At 70.7% G+C, this 17152-nt stretch carries 12 protein-coding genes; 6 read left to right on the top strand and 6 right to left on the bottom strand.

Annotated elements, in window-relative coordinates:
• Position 1 precedes the first annotated feature (1 nt).
• Complete coding sequence (locus H4Q84_RS03810; protein WP_248582081.1) at positions 2 to 487, bottom strand: GNAT family N-acetyltransferase; 486 nt, start codon at positions 485 to 487, stop codon at positions 2 to 4.
• Complete coding sequence (locus H4Q84_RS03805) at positions 484 to 1230, bottom strand: DUF554 domain-containing protein (RefSeq protein WP_248582080.1); 747 nt, start codon at positions 1228 to 1230, stop codon at positions 484 to 486. The genes H4Q84_RS03810 and H4Q84_RS03805 overlap by 4 nt, the downstream gene beginning before the upstream one ends.
• A 99-nt stretch (positions 1231 to 1329) precedes the next feature.
• Between H4Q84_RS03805 and H4Q84_RS03800 the strand changes: the two genes are divergently transcribed.
• Positions 1330 to 1944 (top strand): GNAT family N-acetyltransferase, encoded by a 615-nt coding sequence (locus tag H4Q84_RS03800; protein WP_248582079.1) that lies wholly within the window; start codon positions 1330 to 1332, stop codon positions 1942 to 1944.
• Between the two features lie 50 nt (positions 1945 to 1994).
• Complete coding sequence (polA, locus tag H4Q84_RS03795) at positions 1995 to 4691, top strand: DNA polymerase I (RefSeq protein WP_248582078.1); 2697 nt, start codon at positions 1995 to 1997, stop codon at positions 4689 to 4691.
• Here the strand turns inward: polA and H4Q84_RS03790 are convergent.
• The gene (locus tag H4Q84_RS03790) at positions 4688 to 5941 is read right to left on the bottom strand and encodes a polysaccharide biosynthesis protein (RefSeq protein WP_248582077.1); all 1254 of its coding nucleotides are present in this window, start codon (positions 5939 to 5941) and stop codon (positions 4688 to 4690) included. The two genes, polA and H4Q84_RS03790, sit on opposite strands and share 4 nt — an antisense overlap.
• An 88-nt stretch (positions 5942 to 6029) precedes the next feature.
• On the opposite strand from H4Q84_RS03790, the gene H4Q84_RS03785 reads away from it, so the two are divergent.
• Positions 6030 to 7739 carry a hypothetical protein gene (locus tag H4Q84_RS03785; RefSeq protein ID WP_248582076.1) on the top strand — a complete coding sequence of 570 codons (1710 nt, stop codon included), beginning with the start codon at positions 6030 to 6032 and terminating at the stop codon, positions 7737 to 7739.
• Positions 7740 to 7810: 71 nt separating this feature from the next.
• On the top strand, positions 7811 to 7972 hold the full coding sequence (locus H4Q84_RS03780; RefSeq protein ID WP_248582075.1) for a DUF2613 family protein: 162 nt from the start codon (positions 7811 to 7813) through the stop codon (positions 7970 to 7972).
• 58 nt (positions 7973 to 8030) lie between these two features.
• Here the strand turns inward: H4Q84_RS03780 and H4Q84_RS03775 are convergent, their stop codons facing one another.
• Positions 8031 to 9221 carry a glycosyltransferase family 4 protein gene (locus H4Q84_RS03775; RefSeq protein ID WP_248582074.1) on the bottom strand — a complete coding sequence of 397 codons (1191 nt, stop codon included), beginning with the start codon at positions 9219 to 9221 and terminating at the stop codon, positions 8031 to 8033.
• Positions 9222 to 9299: 78 nt separating this feature from the next.
• Here H4Q84_RS03775 and H4Q84_RS03770 point away from each other — a divergent pair, with 78 nt between their 5' ends.
• Positions 9300 to 10052: a class I SAM-dependent methyltransferase gene (locus H4Q84_RS03770; RefSeq protein ID WP_248582073.1), complete on the top strand. Its 753-nt coding sequence runs from the start codon at positions 9300 to 9302 to the stop codon at positions 10050 to 10052.
• Positions 10049 to 14185, top strand: a complete 4137-nt coding sequence (locus H4Q84_RS03765; RefSeq protein WP_248582072.1) for an alpha-(1->3)-arabinofuranosyltransferase — start codon at positions 10049 to 10051, stop codon at positions 14183 to 14185. Before H4Q84_RS03770 ends, H4Q84_RS03765 begins: the two co-directional genes overlap by 4 nt.
• On the opposite strand, the gene H4Q84_RS03760 is transcribed toward H4Q84_RS03765, so the two are convergent.
• Together H4Q84_RS03760 and H4Q84_RS03755 are read right to left on the bottom strand one after the other, a co-directional pair.
• Positions 14080 to 15297, bottom strand: coding sequence for an acyltransferase (locus H4Q84_RS03760; protein WP_248582071.1), 1218 nt, complete (start codon positions 15295 to 15297; stop codon positions 14080 to 14082). The genes H4Q84_RS03765 and H4Q84_RS03760 overlap by 106 nt on opposite strands.
• A complete protein-coding gene (locus H4Q84_RS03755) occupies positions 15294 to 17111 on the bottom strand; it encodes a hypothetical protein (RefSeq protein ID WP_248582070.1) in 1818 nt (605 codons plus the stop codon). Before H4Q84_RS03755 ends, H4Q84_RS03760 begins: the two co-directional genes overlap by 4 nt.
• Between the last annotated feature and the right edge of the window lie 41 nt (positions 17112 to 17152).

The following is a 17152-nucleotide window of genomic DNA, read 5'->3' as shown; positions in this document are numbered from 1 at the left end:
GTCACAGCTGCAGCTTGAAGCCGACATGTGACGCACGGAAGCCCAGCCGCTCGTAGAAGCGGTGGGCATCCGTGCGCGACTTGTCGGTGGTGAGCTGCACGAGCGCGCACCCTCGCTGCCGCGCCTCCTGGATCGACCATTCGATCACGGCGGCGCCCAGGCCCTGGTTGCGGAAGTCGCGGTGCACCCGCACGGCCTCGATCTGGGCGCGCAGGGCGCCGCGCCGTGCCAGGCCGGGGATGAACGACAGCTGCAGCGTGCCCACGACCCGGTCGCCGTCGACGGCGACCAGGAGCAGGTGCGCAGGGTCGGCCGCGATGGCGTCGTACGCACGTTGGTAGGGCAGCAGGTCGGACGCGTCGTCTCGGGTGAGGCCGAGCTGGTCGTCGGCGAGCAGGGCGACGACGGCGGGTACGTCGTCGGAGGTGGCCGCACGCAACCCGATGGCGGTCGAGCCGAGCTGCAGGGTGGTGGGCAGCGTGGTCATCTGAAGGCCGCCACCAGGGTCACGAGCGGTGGCGCCACGACGAGCGCGGGCAGCAGATCGGCCACCGGGATCTCCCGGATGCGCAGCAGCCTCAGTGCCACCCCCACCAGCAGCAGGCCTCCGGTGGCGGTGAGGGCCGCGAGCTGCGCGTCGGAGAGTACGTCGCCCAGCGCGACGCCGACGATCGTCAGCCCGCCCTGGATCACCAGCACCGTCAGGGCGCTGGCGGCTACGCCCCAGCCGAAGGATGCAGCGAAGGCGATGGCGGCGAAGCCGTCGAGTGTCGCCTTGAGGAACAACTGGTCTGCACCATTGCCGAGCCCGTCACTGAGTGACCCGAGGATCGTCAGCGGACCCGTGCAGAAGATGAGCGACGACACCACGAAGCCTTCGACGAAGCGGTGCCGCTCGGCCGTGCCCGCCCCGCCGGCCAGCCGGCGCTGCAGCCATCCGCCGAGCGACTCGACCCGCGACTCCAGTCGCAACAGGGAGCCGGCGATTCCGCCGATCAGCAGGGAGCCCAGCACGATCAGCATCGGCGCACTCGAGCCGACGGCGTCGGCGAGCACGGGATCCAGCACCGCCCAGGCCGACGTACCGGCGATGAGCAGCGTCACCAGTCCCAGCGCGTCGGTCACGACGTCGCGCGTGCGCTCGGGCAGCCGATGCCCCAGCAGGACGCCGAGACCGGCGCCGAGCAGCACGGTCGCCACGTTGGTGAGGGTGCCGATTCCGGTGATCACAGGTCTCCTAGGCGAGGTGGAGGAACAGAGCGTAGTCTCAGCCACCGGTGCTCACGGGGGGTGAGAAGGCATCACCCTGTCTGTGATCTGGAGGTGGTCATGAGTCGGCACCCCGCACATGCCCGTGTGACTCTGCGCAATGCTGTTCCCGACGATGTTGCCTTCCTGCGTGAGCTCTGGAGCGACGTTCTACGTCGCGCCGACGCATCGGACCAAGCCGAGGATCTCCACACCGTCATCGGCGCTGCCGGCCTCACCGACGACGATCGCCTCGTCGTCGCCGAGTACGACGGCCAGCCGGCCGGCGCGGTCTACCTGCGCGCCACGACCGTCAGCCCGATCAACCTCGAGCGCCTCGTGCAGGCGGTGTCGCCGCACGTGCTTCCCCAGTTCCGCCGCCACGGCATCGGCTCCGCGCTGATGGAAGAGGCCGTCGGCTTCGCCGAGGACCGAGGCATCGGCCACATCGGCGCGGCGGCCACGTCGGCGTCGCGCGACTCCAACCGGTTCTTCGCGCGGCTCTCCATGGGGCCGCAGGCGGTGCTCCGCGTCGCCACCACGCAGGCCGTACGCCTCAAGCTCACTGTGCAGCGCTCGGCGCTGAGCCAGTCGCCGTTCGCCGCTCTCGGCCACACCAAGGGCGGCGTCCGGCACATCGACCGAGTGCTGGCCGCCCGCCGCGGCCGTCGTCGCGAAAAGGCCACTGCTGGCTGAGCCCGTGGTGGCCGTGCGGGACTGTCGGTGGCCCTCGATAGAGTCGCGTCGTGCCCGACGAAGAGCTCAACCCTGGGATCCGACCGCGCCTGCTCCTGCTCGACGGCCACTCGTTGGCCTATCGCGCGTTCTTCGCGCTGCCGGTCGAGAACTTCTCCACCACCACCGGCCAGCACACCAACGCGGTCTACGGCTTCACCTCGATGCTCATCAACGTGATGCGCGACGAGGTGCCGACCCACATCGCGGTGGCGTTCGACAAGTCACGGCAGACGTTCCGGCTCGAGGAGTACCCCGAGTACAAGGCCAAGCGCAACAAGACGCCTGACGAGTTCAAGAGCCAGCTGCCGCTGATCCAGGAAGTGCTCGACGCCCTCCACATCACGCACATCGAGCTCGACGGCTTCGAGGCCGACGACATCATCGCGACCCTCACGACGCAGGCCGTCGCGCAGGGCCAGGAGGTGCTGATCCTCACCGGCGACCGTGACGCACTCCAGCTCGTCGGCACCGACTCCACCGTGCTCTACCCGATGCGCGGCGTGAGCGAGCTGGCCCGGATGACGCCCGACGCCATCGAGGCCAAGTACGGCGTCCCGCCGCACCGCTACCCCGAGATCGCCGCCCTCGTCGGTGAGGACTCCGACAACCTGCCCGGCGTGCCGGGTGTGGGGCCCAAGACCGCGGCCAAGTGGATCAACGAGTACGACGGCCTCGAGGGCGTCATCACGCACGCCGACAAGATCAAGGGCAAGGCTGGCGAGAGCCTGCGCGAGCACCTGGCCGACGTCATGCGCAACCGCAAGCTCAACGCGCTGGTCTGCGACCTGCCGCTGCCCTTCGGACCGGCCGACCTCGCTCGTCAGCCGTGGGACCGCCACGAGGTGCACACGCTCTTCGACGGACTGGAGTTCCGGGTGCTGCGTGACCGGCTCTTCGAGACGCTGGAGTCCGAGGAGGTCATCGACGACTCGGGCTTCGACCTGGCCGCTGAGCGGCTCGAGCCCGGCGCCCTCTGCGGCTGGCTGGCCGAGCACGCGGCCGGCGCCGAGCGTGTCGGGCTGGCCGTGCAGGGCAACTGGCGGTCCGGCACCGGTGAGGTCTTCTCGGTGGCGCTAGCCGCGGGCGATGGCACGGCCGCGTGGTTCGACGCGGCCGAGGTCACCCCCGACGACGACGCCGCCCTGGTCACGTGGCTCGGCGACCCCGCCCGGCCCAAGGTCATGCACGACGCCAAGGGGCCGATGCTGGCCCTGGCCGCGCGTGGGTGGCACCTCACCGGCCTGGTCGTCGACACCGCCCTCGCGGCGTACCTCGTGCGTCCCGACCAGCGCTCCTACGACCTGGCCGACCTGACGCTGCGCTACCTCAAGCGAGAGCTCAAGCAGGAGTCCGGTGACTCCGACCAGCTGAGCTTCGACGCCCTGGGTGACTCCGGCGCGAGCGACACCGCGATGCTGCACGCCCGTGCGGTGCTCGACCTGGCCGAGTCTCTCGACGCAGCTGTCGAGGAGCACGGCGGCACCGGCCTGCTGGCCGACGTCGAGCTGCCGCTCGTCGACACGCTGGCGCGCATGGAGCAGGTCGGCATCGCCGTCGACCTCGAGCACCTCGAGACCCTTGAGGCCGAGTTCGGCGTCGAGGTCAAGAAGGCCGCCGACGACGCCTACTCGGTGATCGGCAAGGAGATCAACCTCGGCTCGCCCAAGCAGCTCCAGGTGGTGCTGTTCGACGAACTGGCGATGCCCAAGACCAAGCGCACCAAGACCGGCTACACGACTGACGCCGACGCACTGCAGAGTCTCTTCGAGAAGACCGAGCACCCGTTCCTCCTCCACCTGCTGCGGCACCGCGACGTGATCCGGCTGCGCCAGACGGTCGAGGGGCTGCTCAAGACGGTCGCCTCCGACGGGCGCATCCACACGACGTTCAACCAGCTGATCGCCGCCACCGGCCGGCTCTCCAGCACCGACCCCAACCTGCAGAACATCCCGGTCCGCACCGAGGAGGGTCGGCGCATCCGCGAGGGTTTCATCGTCGGCAAGGGCTACGACTGCCTGCTGACCGCCGACTACAGTCAGATCGAGATGCGGATCATGGCGCACCTCTCCGAGGACGCCCAGCTCATCGAGGCGTTCCGGTCGGCCAAGGACTTCCACTCGATCACCGCGGCCAAGGTCTTCGGCGTGGCGCCCGAGGCCGTCACCATCGAGATGCGCGCCAAGATCAAGGCGATGAACTACGGCCTGGCCTACGGCCTCTCCGCCTACGGACTATCGCAGCAGCTGCGCATCGAGCCGGCCGAGGCCAGGCTGCTGATGGACGACTACTTCGAGACGTTCGGTGGCATCCGCGACTACCTCGGCGGCATCGTCGACGAGGCCCGCAAGTCGGGCTTCACCGAGACCATCTGGGGTCGTCGGCGCTACCTGCCCGACCTCACCAGTGACAACCGCCAGCGCCGCGAGATGGCTGAGCGGATGGCTCTGAACGCCCCGATCCAGGGCTCGGCCGCCGACCTGATCAAGGTGGCCATGCTCAACGTCGAGCGCGCGATCCTCGAGCAGGGCCTGGCTTCGCGGATGCTGCTGCAGGTGCACGACGAGCTCGTGTTCGAGGTCGCCGCGGGGGAGCGGGAGGCACTCGACGCGCTGGTGCGCGAGCAGATGGGCAGTGCCGCCGACCTCGCCGTGCCCCTCGACGTCTCCGTTGGCACCGGCCACAGCTGGCACGAAGCCGCCCACTAGGAGGTCGTGGCCTCCGCGGGCACGGGGGGGTCGTTGTGCACGAGGTAGTAGCTGATGCCGATGAGTACGACGAGCAGGCCGGCGTCGACCAACGTGACCCAGAGCAGCAGGTTGATCAGCGAGTGCATGAGCAGCCCGCCGCCGACCAGCGTGATGAGCGCGGCCCAGACGATGTAGATCGAGCGCTGCCCCTGGCGGGCGATCACCGAGTAGACGACCAGCTGCAGCATGGCCAGCAGCGTGCCGAGGATCGCGAACAGCCAGAGCCGGTCCTCGATGTCGGCGAACTTCGACCCACCGGCAAAGATCAGCGCCAGCGACGAGAGCAGCCAGGCGCCCAGCGTCACGCAGACACCGAGTGCGGTGACCAGCGCCAGGCTGAGCGTGAGGGCGCGGCGGCGTTCGTGCGACGTGGACATCGCCGGGAAGGCGACCACCACGACGAACTGTGGCAGGAACAGCACCGCCTTGGTCAGGATCAGCCCGCCGGCGTAGAGGCCGGCCTCGTGCCCGTCGAGCACGTTGCGGGCCAAGATGATGTCGACGTTGGAGAGCGCGAAGAACGCGAAGAGCGTCTGGGAGTGCCCCAGCGCCTCACGCAGGATGAGCCCGCCGGCGTGGGTGTCGGAGTGGTTGGACTGGTCGCGGTGGCCGCGCAGCGCGAGCCAGCCGACGATGACGGGCGCGATCGCACCGATGAAGACGCCGACGAGCGCCCAGAACTCGGTGGGGCGCCAGACGACCAGGGCGGTGCCGAGCAGCAGGCGCGGGACACCCGCCGCGATGTACAGCAGGCCGAGCGCGGTCCAGCGGCGCTCACCCTGGAGGATGCCGGCCTGGCCGCCCAGCAACGTCAGCGGTACAGCGATCACACCGACGAGCGCAGCGGTGCCGAGGCTGTCGAGCCGCAGGGCGATCTTGATGACGGGGCTGAGCCCGACCAGGACGACGCCGAGCACCAGAGAGGCCCGCCACGAGACCCGGAGGATCCCGCGCTCGATCTGCGCGACATGCTGGGGGTCGGCCGAGATACGGCGGGCGGCGGTGGCCTGCAGGGCGAGCGAGAGCACGCTCACCACGAGCAGCACGTTCATCAGCGCCGCGAAGGCGCCGTACACCTGCGTGCCCATGAGCCGGGCGGCGATGTAGGTGTAGAGGTACGTCGCGATGTTCATGACGGCCATCGCGATGGCGATCAGGCTGCCCTTGTCGGCCAGGCGCGACGAGAGTCCGTCAGCTTGTCGAGCCATCTCATCGCTCCTGTGGTTCCGGCCGGTGGTGGCCACGCCGTTCAGATACCGTGACCGCTCCAAACCCTACGGGCGACGGGATGTCGGTGTGAATCGTGGTGCCCGCGTGGCGGCGCTGGCCTGGCCGTGGCTGCTGTCCGCGGTGGTCCTCGGACCGGCCCTGTTCGGCCGCGGTTACGTGCTGACCTACGACATGGTGTGGGTGCCTGACCTCGTGTTGCGCCCCGACTTCCTCGGCACCGGCAGCGGCCTACCGCGGGCGGTGCCGTCCGACGCCGTCGTCGCCGTGATCGACGAGCTGTTGCCGGGCATGCTGCTCCAGAAGCTCCTCCTGTACGCCGCCCTGGTGGCCGCCGCGCTCGGGTGCCGGCGCCTCGTCGGACCGTCCCGGACGGCCCAGTGGGTGGCGATGACCGTCGCCATCTGGAACCCGTTCGTCGCCGAGCGGCTGGTCATCGGGCACTGGCCGGTCCTCGTCGGTTACGCCGCGCTGCCGTGGCTGGCCCTGGCCGCGGGCCGGGCAGGGCGCACGGGAGCGATGCCTGCTGCCCTGCCGCTCTTGATGGTGCTCGGCTCTCTCAGCGCGTCGGCCGGCCTCGTGTCAGCGCTCGTGGTGCTGGTCTTCGGGCTGCGTCGCGGTGGTGGCCGGGCCAACCTCTGGCTCGCCGTCACCGTCCTCACCGCCAACCTGCCCTGGCTGGTTGCGGGGCTGACGCATGCCTCGTCCGCTGTCGCCGACGCCGACGGTGCACGTCTCTTCGGCACCCAGCCCGAGGGCAGCCTGCCGGCCCCGCTGGCGGCGCTGACCCTCGGCGGCATCTGGAATGCCGAGGTCGTGCCCGGCTCACGCACCACCCTGCTCGCCTGGGCCGGCGTGCTGGTGCTCCTGGCGCTGGCCCTGACTGGTCGCCGGACCTTCCTGGCTACCACGCCCGACGCCCGCCGCTGGCTCCTCGTCGGTGCTGTCGGCTGGGCGGTGGCCGTCTTGAGCTGGGCTTCGCCGGAGGCCATCGGGTGGCTGGGGGAGCAGGTGCCCGGTCTCGGCCTGCTCCGAGACGGCACCCGGATGCTCGGCGCCCTCGTGCCCGTCGAGGCCGCCCTCTTCGCCGCCGGGGCAGCACGCATCGTCGCGCGCGCCCGCGACGCGGAGTGGGTGGTCGCGCCGGCGTTGGTGCTGTTGCCGGTCCTGCTCCTGCCCGACCTTGCCTGGGGCGCGTCCGGCGCCCTGCGCCCGGCGACGTACCCCGCGTCGTACGACGTGGCGCGGGGCGCCGTGGCCGAACGCGCCGCACGTGGTCCGGACGGCGACCTGCTCGTGCTGCCCTTCACGTCCTACCGGGCTCCGGCGTGGAACGACGATCAGAGCGTGCTGGACCCGCTGGGCCGCTACCTGACGCCCGACTACCTGGTCAGCGACACCCTGTTCGTCGGCGGCACGGAGGTGACGGGGGAGGATCCGCGCGGGCCGGCGGTCCTCGACGCGCTGGCTGAGTCGTCAACCGCCTCGCGGGCGGACGGTCTGGCGGCGGTGGGAGTGCGCTTCGTGGTGTACGACGAGAGTGTCCAGCTGCCCAGCAGCCAGCACGCGATGTTGGCCCCCGAGGTGGCCGGTGACCCGGTGGTCAAGACCGGAGATCTGACCGTGGTCGAGCTGACCGACCCGCGGTCCGACCCGGCACCGAGAGCGACCGTGATGGTGCTGGTCCTGGCCTGGGCAGGCTGGCTGCTCTGGCCGCTCGTCGCACTCCTAGCCGCGGTAGCACGGTTGGGCCGTCAACGATTTGGAACCGGCCGGTAACAAAATGCGTTGCGCTTCCCTGATCGGCTGATCCGGCTGTTATTCTCGCCGTCGGAGAGGGAGGAACTCACGTGGGATCTTTCACTGGAGCCATTGCGGCTCTCGTCGTGGGCATCGGGGTTGCCGGTGCGACCGTTGTCGGTGTCGTCCAGTCGCAGCAGTCGGCTGGCGAGAAGCCGAACAAGCAGGTCGAGCAGTCCGTTCTGGACTACGGCACCAACGCCCAGCAGTAGCTCAGCGATCCGTTCGCGCACGCCGACCCAGACCTGACGGTCTGGGCCGTTGTTGTGACTAGGGCGCCGCATCCTCGTCGGGGTCCATGACGGCCTCGATGATCCCGCCCATCGCGTCGCCGAGCACGGTCGCGAACGACCCCTGCGCGTGCCCCCAGGTGAAGCGGTGGCTCATCTCGCGGGCCCCGTCGGCGAGCCGGTCGCGCTCGTCCGCGGCGTCGAGCAGGTGACCGATCGCCGCGATGAACTGCGTCGGGTCGTCGACCAGCACCCCGGAGGTCCCGTCGTCGATCGACTCCTGGGTGCCACCGGCCGAGCGGTACGCCACCGTCGGGGTGCCGTGCATGCCGGCCTCACCGATGACCAGGCCCCAGCCCTCCTTGAGCGACGGCAGCGCCATCAGCCACGACTCGGCGTAGATCTGCTGCTTGCGCTCCTCGCTGACGTGGCCCTCGAACACGATGGCGTCGTCGACGCCGGACGTGCGCGCGTGGTCGAACAGCTCCTGCTCCCACCAGCCCGACCCGACCACGGTGAGCCGGAGGTCGGGATGCGCGGGCCGCAGCGCCGCGACCGCGTCGATGGCGTGCTCGACCTGCTTGTGCGGCACCAGTCGCCCGACGACGCAGATCGAGGGGTACGACGTCTTGGCGGGGGTCAGCGGCAGCGCCGGGTCGGTGCCGTTGTGCACGACCGAGATCCGCTCAGGGTCGACCCCGAGCGTGGCCAGCTCGGCGCGAGTGGCCTGCGAGACGGCGATGTACTGACTCGTGCGGTAGAGCCGCGGTGCCAGCCGGCTCTCGATCCACCAGCCCACCCGACCTGTCAGCCCGGGATAGACGACCGGCCACTGCTCGCGGTGCACGTGGTGCACGAGCACGATCACCGGACGTCGGCTGGCCAGCCGGGTGAAGAACGGGAGGCCGTTCTGCACGTCGACGATGGCGTCGTAGGCACCGAAGCGCCGGCGGGCCAGCGCGGCCAGCCCTTGGGCGTAGACGCCCATCTTCGACCCGGCGCGCACGAAGTGGATGCCGCCACGCATCTCGTCGGCCGGGGCCTCGGTGTGCTCGGCGCAGAAGATGGTGACGCGGACACCGCGCTCGACCAGGCCGAGCGCCATCTTCTCGAGGTAGCGCTCCGCGCCGCCGCCCTCGGGGTTGGTCGTGTCACGCCAGCTGAAGAAGACCACGTGCCGCCCGGTGACGGCGTCGGTCCCGAGCGCGGGAGGGGTCGTCTCATCCGGCATTGGGCCAACGCTAGCGAAGGCGGGGCGGCCCTACCCAACTCTTCAGTAACAAACCAGACTCTCCGGTAGGGTCACCGCGTGCCGCGCCCCACCAGTCCCGCCAGTCGCCCCTGGCGGGCGTCGTTGCGGCGCTCGGTGCGGCTGTTCCGCGACTTCCGCCACGAGCAGGACGACCCGGCCCGCTTCTACACCGCGCTGGCCACCGACTCGGCCGCACACGTCGGGCAGTACGCCGACCTCGCGGACGCCACGCTGCTCGATGTGGGCGGTGGTCCGGGCTACTTCCGTGACGCGTTCACCGAGGCAGGGGCGAAGTACTTCTCACTCGACGCCGACGTCGGCGAGCTCTCGGGCCTGGGCGAGATCGTGCCGGGCACCGTCATCGGCAGTGGCTTGGCTCTGCCGTTCCGCGACAACGCGGTCGACGTCTGCTATTCCTCCAACGTGCTCGAGCACGTGCCCGACCCGTGGCTGATGGCCGACGAGATGGTGCGGGTCACCCGGCCAGGCGGCGTGACGTTCATCAGCTACACCGTGTGGTTCGGCCCGTGGGGTGGCCACGAGACGGCGCCGTGGCACTACCTCGGCGGTGCACGCGCCCGCCGTCGCTATGCCCACGTGCACGGCAAGGAGCCCAAGAACAAGTACGGCGAGTCGCTCTTCCCGGTGACCGTCGCCGCCGGGCTGGCCTGGGCCGATCGTCAGCAGGGCGCCGAGGTGGTTGACCTGGCGCCTCGCTACAACCCGCGCTGGAGCCGATTCCTGATGTTCGTGCCCGTGGTGCGGGAGGTGGTGACGTGGAACCTCGTCATCGTTCTCCGCAAGCGATGAGCGGCCGCACCCTGTCATCGCCGCCGTCCGGCACCGTCCGCTGGCGGCTGCGGCTGCTCGCCTGCGTGGTGCTCCTTGCCGGACTCGCGTTCGTACAGTCACCCGGGCTGCTCGTGCCCGACACGAAGATGGACCTGGTCCTCTCCCCGGCGGAGTTCCTCGGTCGGGCCACCCACCTGTGGGACGCCGAGGGCGCGTTCGGGCAGCTGCAGAACCAGGCCTACGGGTACCTGTGGCCGATGGGTCCGTTCTTCCTGTTCGGCTGGCTGGTCGACGTCCCCGGCTGGATCGTGCAGCGGCTCTGGCTGGCGCTCGTCATGGGAGCGGCCTTCCTCGGCACCGCCAAGCTCTCGCGAGCACTCGGCGTCCGCTCGGAGGTCGCCTGCATCGTCGCGGGGTTCGCCTTCGCCCTCTCGCCCCGGATGCTCACCACCCTTGGCCAGATCTCCATCGAGGCCTGGCCTAGCGCGCTCGCGCCGTGGGTGCTGCTGGCCCTGGTGCGCGGCTCCGAGCGCGGGTCGCCTCGACGCGCCGCCGCCCTGGCCGCGCTGGCCGTGGCGATGGTCGGTGGCGTCAACGCCGCGGCGACGTTCGCCGTACTCCCACTGGGAGTGCTGTGGATCGTCACCCGAAGCCCCGGGCCGCGACGTCGCTCGCTGATGGTCTGGTGGCCGGTGTTCACGGTGCTCGGCACGCTGTGGTGGCTGATCCCGCTCTTCGTGATGGGCGCCTACAGCCCGCCGTTCCTCGACTACATCGAGTCGGCGGCCAACACGACGTTCCCGACGACGCTCTTCGACGCCCTCCGCGGCACGTCCAACTGGGTGCCCTACATCGACCCGACCAACCGTGCGGGCAACGACCTGCTGCGCAACTTCTACCTGCCGATCGACAGCGGCGTGGTGCTGTTCCTCGGCTGCGCCGGGATCCTGCTGCGTGGCAACAAGCACCGCCTCTTCCTCGGCCTGGGCGTTCTCGTGGGTCTCGCCATGGTGACGATGGGGCACGCGTCGGGGGTGCACGGCTGGTTCGCCGACGACCTGTTCCGGCTGCTCGACGGCCCGCTCGCGCCACTGCGCAACGTGCACAAGTTCGACCCGATCCTGCGGCTGCCGCTCGTGCTCGGCGTCGCCTTCCTCGTCGACCACGTCATCGAGCAACGCCGGGCCGTCGTCCCGGGAGCACCACGCGACCTCGACGCCTGGGCGAGCCGCGTCACCAGCACGGTGATCGTCGGCACCGCGGTCCTGGCCGTCGTCGGCGCCGCGGTGCCGGGCGTGCTCGGCCGGATCACCCCGTCGACCGGCTTCCAGGACGTCCCCGACTACTGGAACGAAGCCGCCGCCTGGTTGAAGGACATCGACGATTCCGGTACGGCGCTGCTCGTCCCCGGCTCCGCCTTCGGCACCTACGTGTGGGGCCAGCCGCGCGACGAGCCGATGCAGTCCCTGGCCCGGTCGCCGTGGGCAGTGCGCAACGCCGTACCCCTGGCGCCGCCGCAGAACATCCGGATGCTCGACGCGATCTCGCACCAGCTCGACCAGGGCAGGGGCTCGGCGGCCCTCACCGGTTACCTTGCCCGGGCCGGCATCACCCACCTCGTGCTCCGCAACGACCTCAGCCGCAACGGGCAGCCCGACCCGGTGCTCGTGCACCAGGCGATCAACGGCTCCACCGGCCTCGAGCGCGTCGCCCAGTTCGGGCCCACCGTCGGTGGCGAGGCGCACCTCGAGCGCAGCAACACCAAGATCGTGATCAACGGCGGTTGGCAGAACGATTACCCCGCCATCGAGGTGTACGCCGTCCCCCCGACGACGGCGACCGACGGGCCGGCGTATTCCGCGACTGGCCTGCCCGTGGTCGTGGGCGGCGCCGAGGACCTCTATGACCTGCAGGACCTCGGCCTGCTCGGGGACCAGCCGACGCAGCTGGCGACCGATGTCGACGAGCCGCCCGCCCCCGAGACCTCCGTGGTGCTCACCGACGGTCTGCGATCGGTGGAGCGACACTTCGGACGCGTGCACGACGGCACCTCGGCGACGCTGGCACCCGGCGACCGCACCCACATGGGCAACCCCACCCGCGACTACCTCCCCTCCGATGCCGCCCGCTGGCTGACGCGGGCCAGCACGTCGGGGGCGGCCTCGGTGACGGCGTCGTCGTCGACGGCCGACGCCGACGCCTTCGTCAACCTCCAGCCCGGCGAGCTGCCCTATGCCGCTGTCGACAGCCACGAGGAGACGTTGTGGCGCGCCAACTACGTGCCGGGCGAGGACGCCTGGTGGCAGCTGGACCTCGGCGAGGAGACCCAGGTCGACTCGATCCAGGTGACCGTTGGCCCCGATCGTCAGGTCGTGCAGGTGCGCACCGCCCAGGGCGTGACCGAGCCGATCGAGATCGGGGAGGGCGCTACCCGCACGATCCGGCTCGACGCCGGGACCTCGTGGCTGCGCATCGAGGATGCCTCGGGTCGGCCGGGCAACCAGATGGAGCTGGCCGAGGTCGAGGTCCCCGACGTGTCGGTCTCGCGAGCCCTGAAGCTGCCGTCGCTGCCCGACGGGTGGGGCGACCCCGACGTGATCGCGCTGCGCGCCCTGGCCGACGGCCGCACCGGCTGTGTCGACATCGACGGCGCGGTGCGCTGCGTCATCGGCCGCGACGTCAAGGGTGAAGAGCCGTTCGACATGCGCAGGACCTTCACCCTGGCCTCCGCCGGTGAGTGGACGCCAGAGCTGTGGGCCCGGCCACGCCCCTCGAACGACCTGGACAGCGAGATCACGCAGGGCCTGCCGATCGGCGCCTCCGCCTCGTCGACGGGGGTGCCCGACTCGCGGGCCCGGGCGTTCGCCGCCATCGACGGCCGCACGGGTACGACGTGGACCGCCGCCATGGACAGCCTGCGCCCCGAGCTGCGGCTGAGCTGGCTCGGTAAGCGCACCATCACCGGGCTAGACGTGTCGGTCGCCGCCGACACCGCAGCGCGGGCACCCGAGAAGCTCACCCTGTCGTGGCCCGGCGGCAGCCGCACGGTGCAGCTCAACCGCGAGGGTGCGGTCGGCTTCCCCCCGATCCGCACCGACACGCTGCGCCTCCGGGTCGAGGAGGCCGAGCCCGCCACCAGCCTCGACTTCTCGTCCTTCGGCTCCGACCTGCCCATCGGCATCTCCGAGCTGAGGATCGAGGGCATGCCTTTCGCCCCGGCGTCGTCGCTGAGCTCCCGGCCCCGGCGGCTGCCCTGCGGCTCGGGCCCGGCGCTGACCGTCAACGGCACCCTGCTCGACACGTCCGTCACGGCCAGTCCGCTCCAGCTGTACGCCGGCTCGCGGGTGCCGGTGAGCGTGTGCGGCGAATCGACCGTTCAGCTCGTCGCCGGCCCCAACGTCGTCGACTTCACGTCATCCTCGGCGTTCGTGCCCGACGCCGTCGTCCTGGCGTCCGGCCCGGTAGCCCTGGGTTCGCCGAAGGCGGCTGCGCTGTTCAGGCCCGACCCCAGCCGGGCCCGCATCGACGCCGGCACCGATGCCGGCGACGTGGTGGTGCTGCGCCAGAACGCCAACCGCGGCTGGCAGGCCCAGCAGGACGGCGATGCCCTCGAGAGCGTGGTCGTCGACGGCTGGCAGCAGGGCTGGCGGGCAACCGGAGCCGACGAGGTCAGTGCTTGGTTCGCGCCCGACCGTGGCTACCGGATGGGTCTCCTGGCCGGGTTGCTGGCGCTGCTCGCCCTGACGGTCGCCGTACTGCTGCCGGACCGGAGGTGGCGTGATGACCAGCGGGCCGCGCTCGGCGCTGCACGCGCGCCGGTCCTGCTCGCCGTAGCGACAGCTGCCCTGGGCGGAGGAGTGCTCGCCGGCTGGTGGGGTCTCGCACTCGGGCTCGTCGGCAGCCTCGTCGCCGCGGTGCTGACTCGCCGGGGGCCGGAGTCGGCGCCGTGGGTGCTGGCGGCGCTCGTGCTGCCAGCGGCCGCGGCGTACGCCGTCAGGCCGTGGGGCGGCGCGCAGACGTGGGCGGGCTACCTCGACTGGCCGCACTACCTCGTGGTGCTGGTCTGCGGCTTCCTGCTCGGCGGCGCTGCCGGCGGGCGCTGGCGACCGAGGTCCTTCAGGCGCATGAAGGGCATCTCGACCACGCGGTAGAGCACCTCGGCGACCACCAGTGACAGGGCCAGGGTCAGCGTCCAGATCTGGAGGCCGTGGCCCCCGAACAGCGGGTACTCGGTGACCGACATGACGCCGTACAGGATCGGCAGGTGGATGCAGAAGATGCTGTAGGAGATGTGCCCGACGTGTCGCAGCGGCGACCACGAGAGCGCACGTGCGTACGACGACCCGACGGGCGCGAAGATGCCGGGCAGGACGACCAGCCCGGCGACCACGGCATACAGCAGGTGCTTGGTCAGCGACTGCCCGGGCGTGGCTACGAAGAGCAGCGTCGGGCCGGCGATCGGGCTCGCGGCGACCAGCATCAGGCCGCCCGCGAGCACCCAGCAGACGCCCGGCATCGAACCCATCGACCAGAGGCCCCGCACCATGCGCGGCGGATTGTGGGAGCCCTGGCCCAGCACGTGCGCCCAGGCAAAGCCGATGCCGACGGCGAACCACACGAGAAAGGCGGGCAGCCACATCATCGGGTTGCCCGAGGTGTGCGGTGCGATCACGTCGGCGAGGCCCAGGTGCCACCACACGGTGAGCGCTGTCAGACCCGCCATCAGGGTGAGGATGCGAGCCGTGCGGAGTTCGCGACCCGCGCCGATCGCGAGCCACATGACCAGCGGGAGCACGACGTAGAACGCCACCTCGACGGAGAGGCTCCACATCTGGGTGAGCCCCTGGTTGAGGCGGCTCTCGACGTAGGGGTCGCCGAGCAGCAAGGTGGTGACCCAGTCGTTGAACGAACGACCGTGGTTGACCCTGATCAGGGTGAACGCGGCGACGACCGTGACGACGTACACCGGGTAGATGCGAAGCACTCGCTTGAAGTAGTAGCGGCCCAGCCCGGGGCCGGCGCTGCGGGTGGCGGCACGGGCCAGCCACGGCCGGGCGAGCAGGAATCCGGACAACACGAAGAAGAGCGCGACACCGATGTCGAGTCGCGAGAGCAGCGAGCCGAAGACGCCGTAGCGCAGGTAGTCGCCCGACTGGAACGCGGCATGGGTGGTGAGGACGGCCAGCGCGCCAATGGCTCGCATGGTGTCGAGCGCCGGGAACTCCGGCGCCAGCTGCACGCGGTTCTTGCCATGCTTGGTCACTCGAGCACCTCTCCCGGCACCGGCTGACCGACGATGATGGTGTCGACGCAGAGCGTGACGTCGGCGTCGAGCCCGTCGATCCGCACCTCGTCGAAGGTCCCGTCCAGCATGACGTACACCGTGTTGAGCCCGCTCTGCACGTCAGTGTCGATGCGGCTGCCTCCCGCGCTGACCGTCACGGGTGAGTCGGCTGAGGCCAGGTAGCCGATCTGCAGCCACCACCCCCAGGGGAAGGCGGCACCGGTTAGCGGGATGTCGCGGCCGCGGTCCGTCACCGGCCACCCGCAGCCCTCCCTCGGGCCGTCCTCCGAGACCACGCCGGGCTCCACCAGGGCACGGTGGATGGTGCCGTCCGAGTCGACGACCCCCAGCTGGCCGCTGCTGTCGGGGAACCGCAGGTCGGCTCCGAGCAGGGCTGCGAACGAGCTGACCTTGTTGTCCGGCGCGGCCAGCTGGGACATGACGTCATCGGGGACCGGTGAGTCCGCGAGGTCGACGATCCCCACGCGGTCGCGCTCCCGGGCGAGCGTCCGGAGGTAGGGCTCGCTGGCATTCCCCTCGTGCCAGTAGGCAACGTAGGGGACGCTGCTCGCCAGGCCCGACACGGCCACGAGGCAGGTAAGGGCGACGACCAGGCGGCGGTCCGTCCGGCCGGTGAACAGCGGCTGCGTGCGCGGACTGCTGGACCCGAGTGCCCCCGGCACCTCCAGGTAGGCGAACGCGAGGCACAGGGCCGCGATGGCCGCCGAGTCGGTGAGGTATCGGTACTCGAAGCCGATGAGCGAGGTGAAGCTGGAGGCACGGCTCGTCAGCAGCAGGCCGATGAGACCGCCGAGGTAGAGGCCGAGCAGCAGCCAGGCCCGCAACGTGCGCACCCGAGTCAGGGCGGCATGCAGGACGACGAGGGCGAAGACGACGCAGGCGCCGTGCGCCGCCCAGCTCGGTGGGTCTGCGAACGCCGTCGGAGGGGAGGGATCGGTCCACCGCCACGGGCCTCCCACGACGCCCGAGACGAACGAGGTGAGCATGGAGTCCGACAGGCGGTCGAGGATGCTCCAGTCGGTTCGGCCGGTGATCTGGGGCACCTGCGTCAGGTAGTACGCGAGGTAGGCGCACGTGAGGAGCGCCAGCCCCACGAGGGCCGGCCAGGTCCTCCGCACGGACGCCACGGTTCGTCGAAGCGGTCGCCCTGTCGAGAACCAGCCGAGGGCGATCACCAGCAGCACAGGCACGACCGCGATGGTCTTCACGTAGAAGCAGAGGCCGACGGCGAGCGCGGCCAGGGTGAGGGCCAGCCAGCGCGTCCCTCGTCCGCGCAGGTGCTCCACCCAGGCGCCGATCGCCACCAGGAGGGCGGCTTGCTGCGGCAGCTGGTTCACGGCTGCGGACGCCCACATCGTGGCGGGCAGCGTGATGGCGGAGAAGAGGTAGGCAGCCAGGGGGACGAGGATGCCCCAACGGCGGCCGAAGACGCGGACCAGCATCCACAGCGCAGCGCCCCAGGCCACGACCTGCAACCCGAGGAGCATGGTGGCGACCGCCGGCCACGGGAGCGGCCCGGTGCGTCCGGCGAGCCAGAACAGGAGGCGACCGCCGGGCATGAGGTGCCCGTTGTAGGGCTCCAGGAGGTTCTCGACGGTCAAGGGGGCGGCTGCCGAGCGGAGCAGGTTGTAGTCGTCGAGGTAGAACCAGCTCGGGTACAGCGCCCAGGCACGGAAGCCGGCAGCCAGGAGCACCATCAGCAGACCCGCGGCGACCACCGGATCGCCGAGCTGCCTCCGGTGGTCGGACGAGGTCGTACGCGCGCCATACACGGGCTGGACTATCCCACACCGCACGGCCCCTGTAGACCGGT

Source organism: Nocardioides sp. InS609-2, assembly GCF_023208195.1.
GTDB lineage: Bacteria > Actinomycetota > Actinomycetes > Propionibacteriales > Nocardioidaceae > Nocardioides.
The sequence above is the reverse complement of the archived record's forward strand: the minus strand, read 5'-3'. Positions and strand labels throughout refer to the sequence as shown.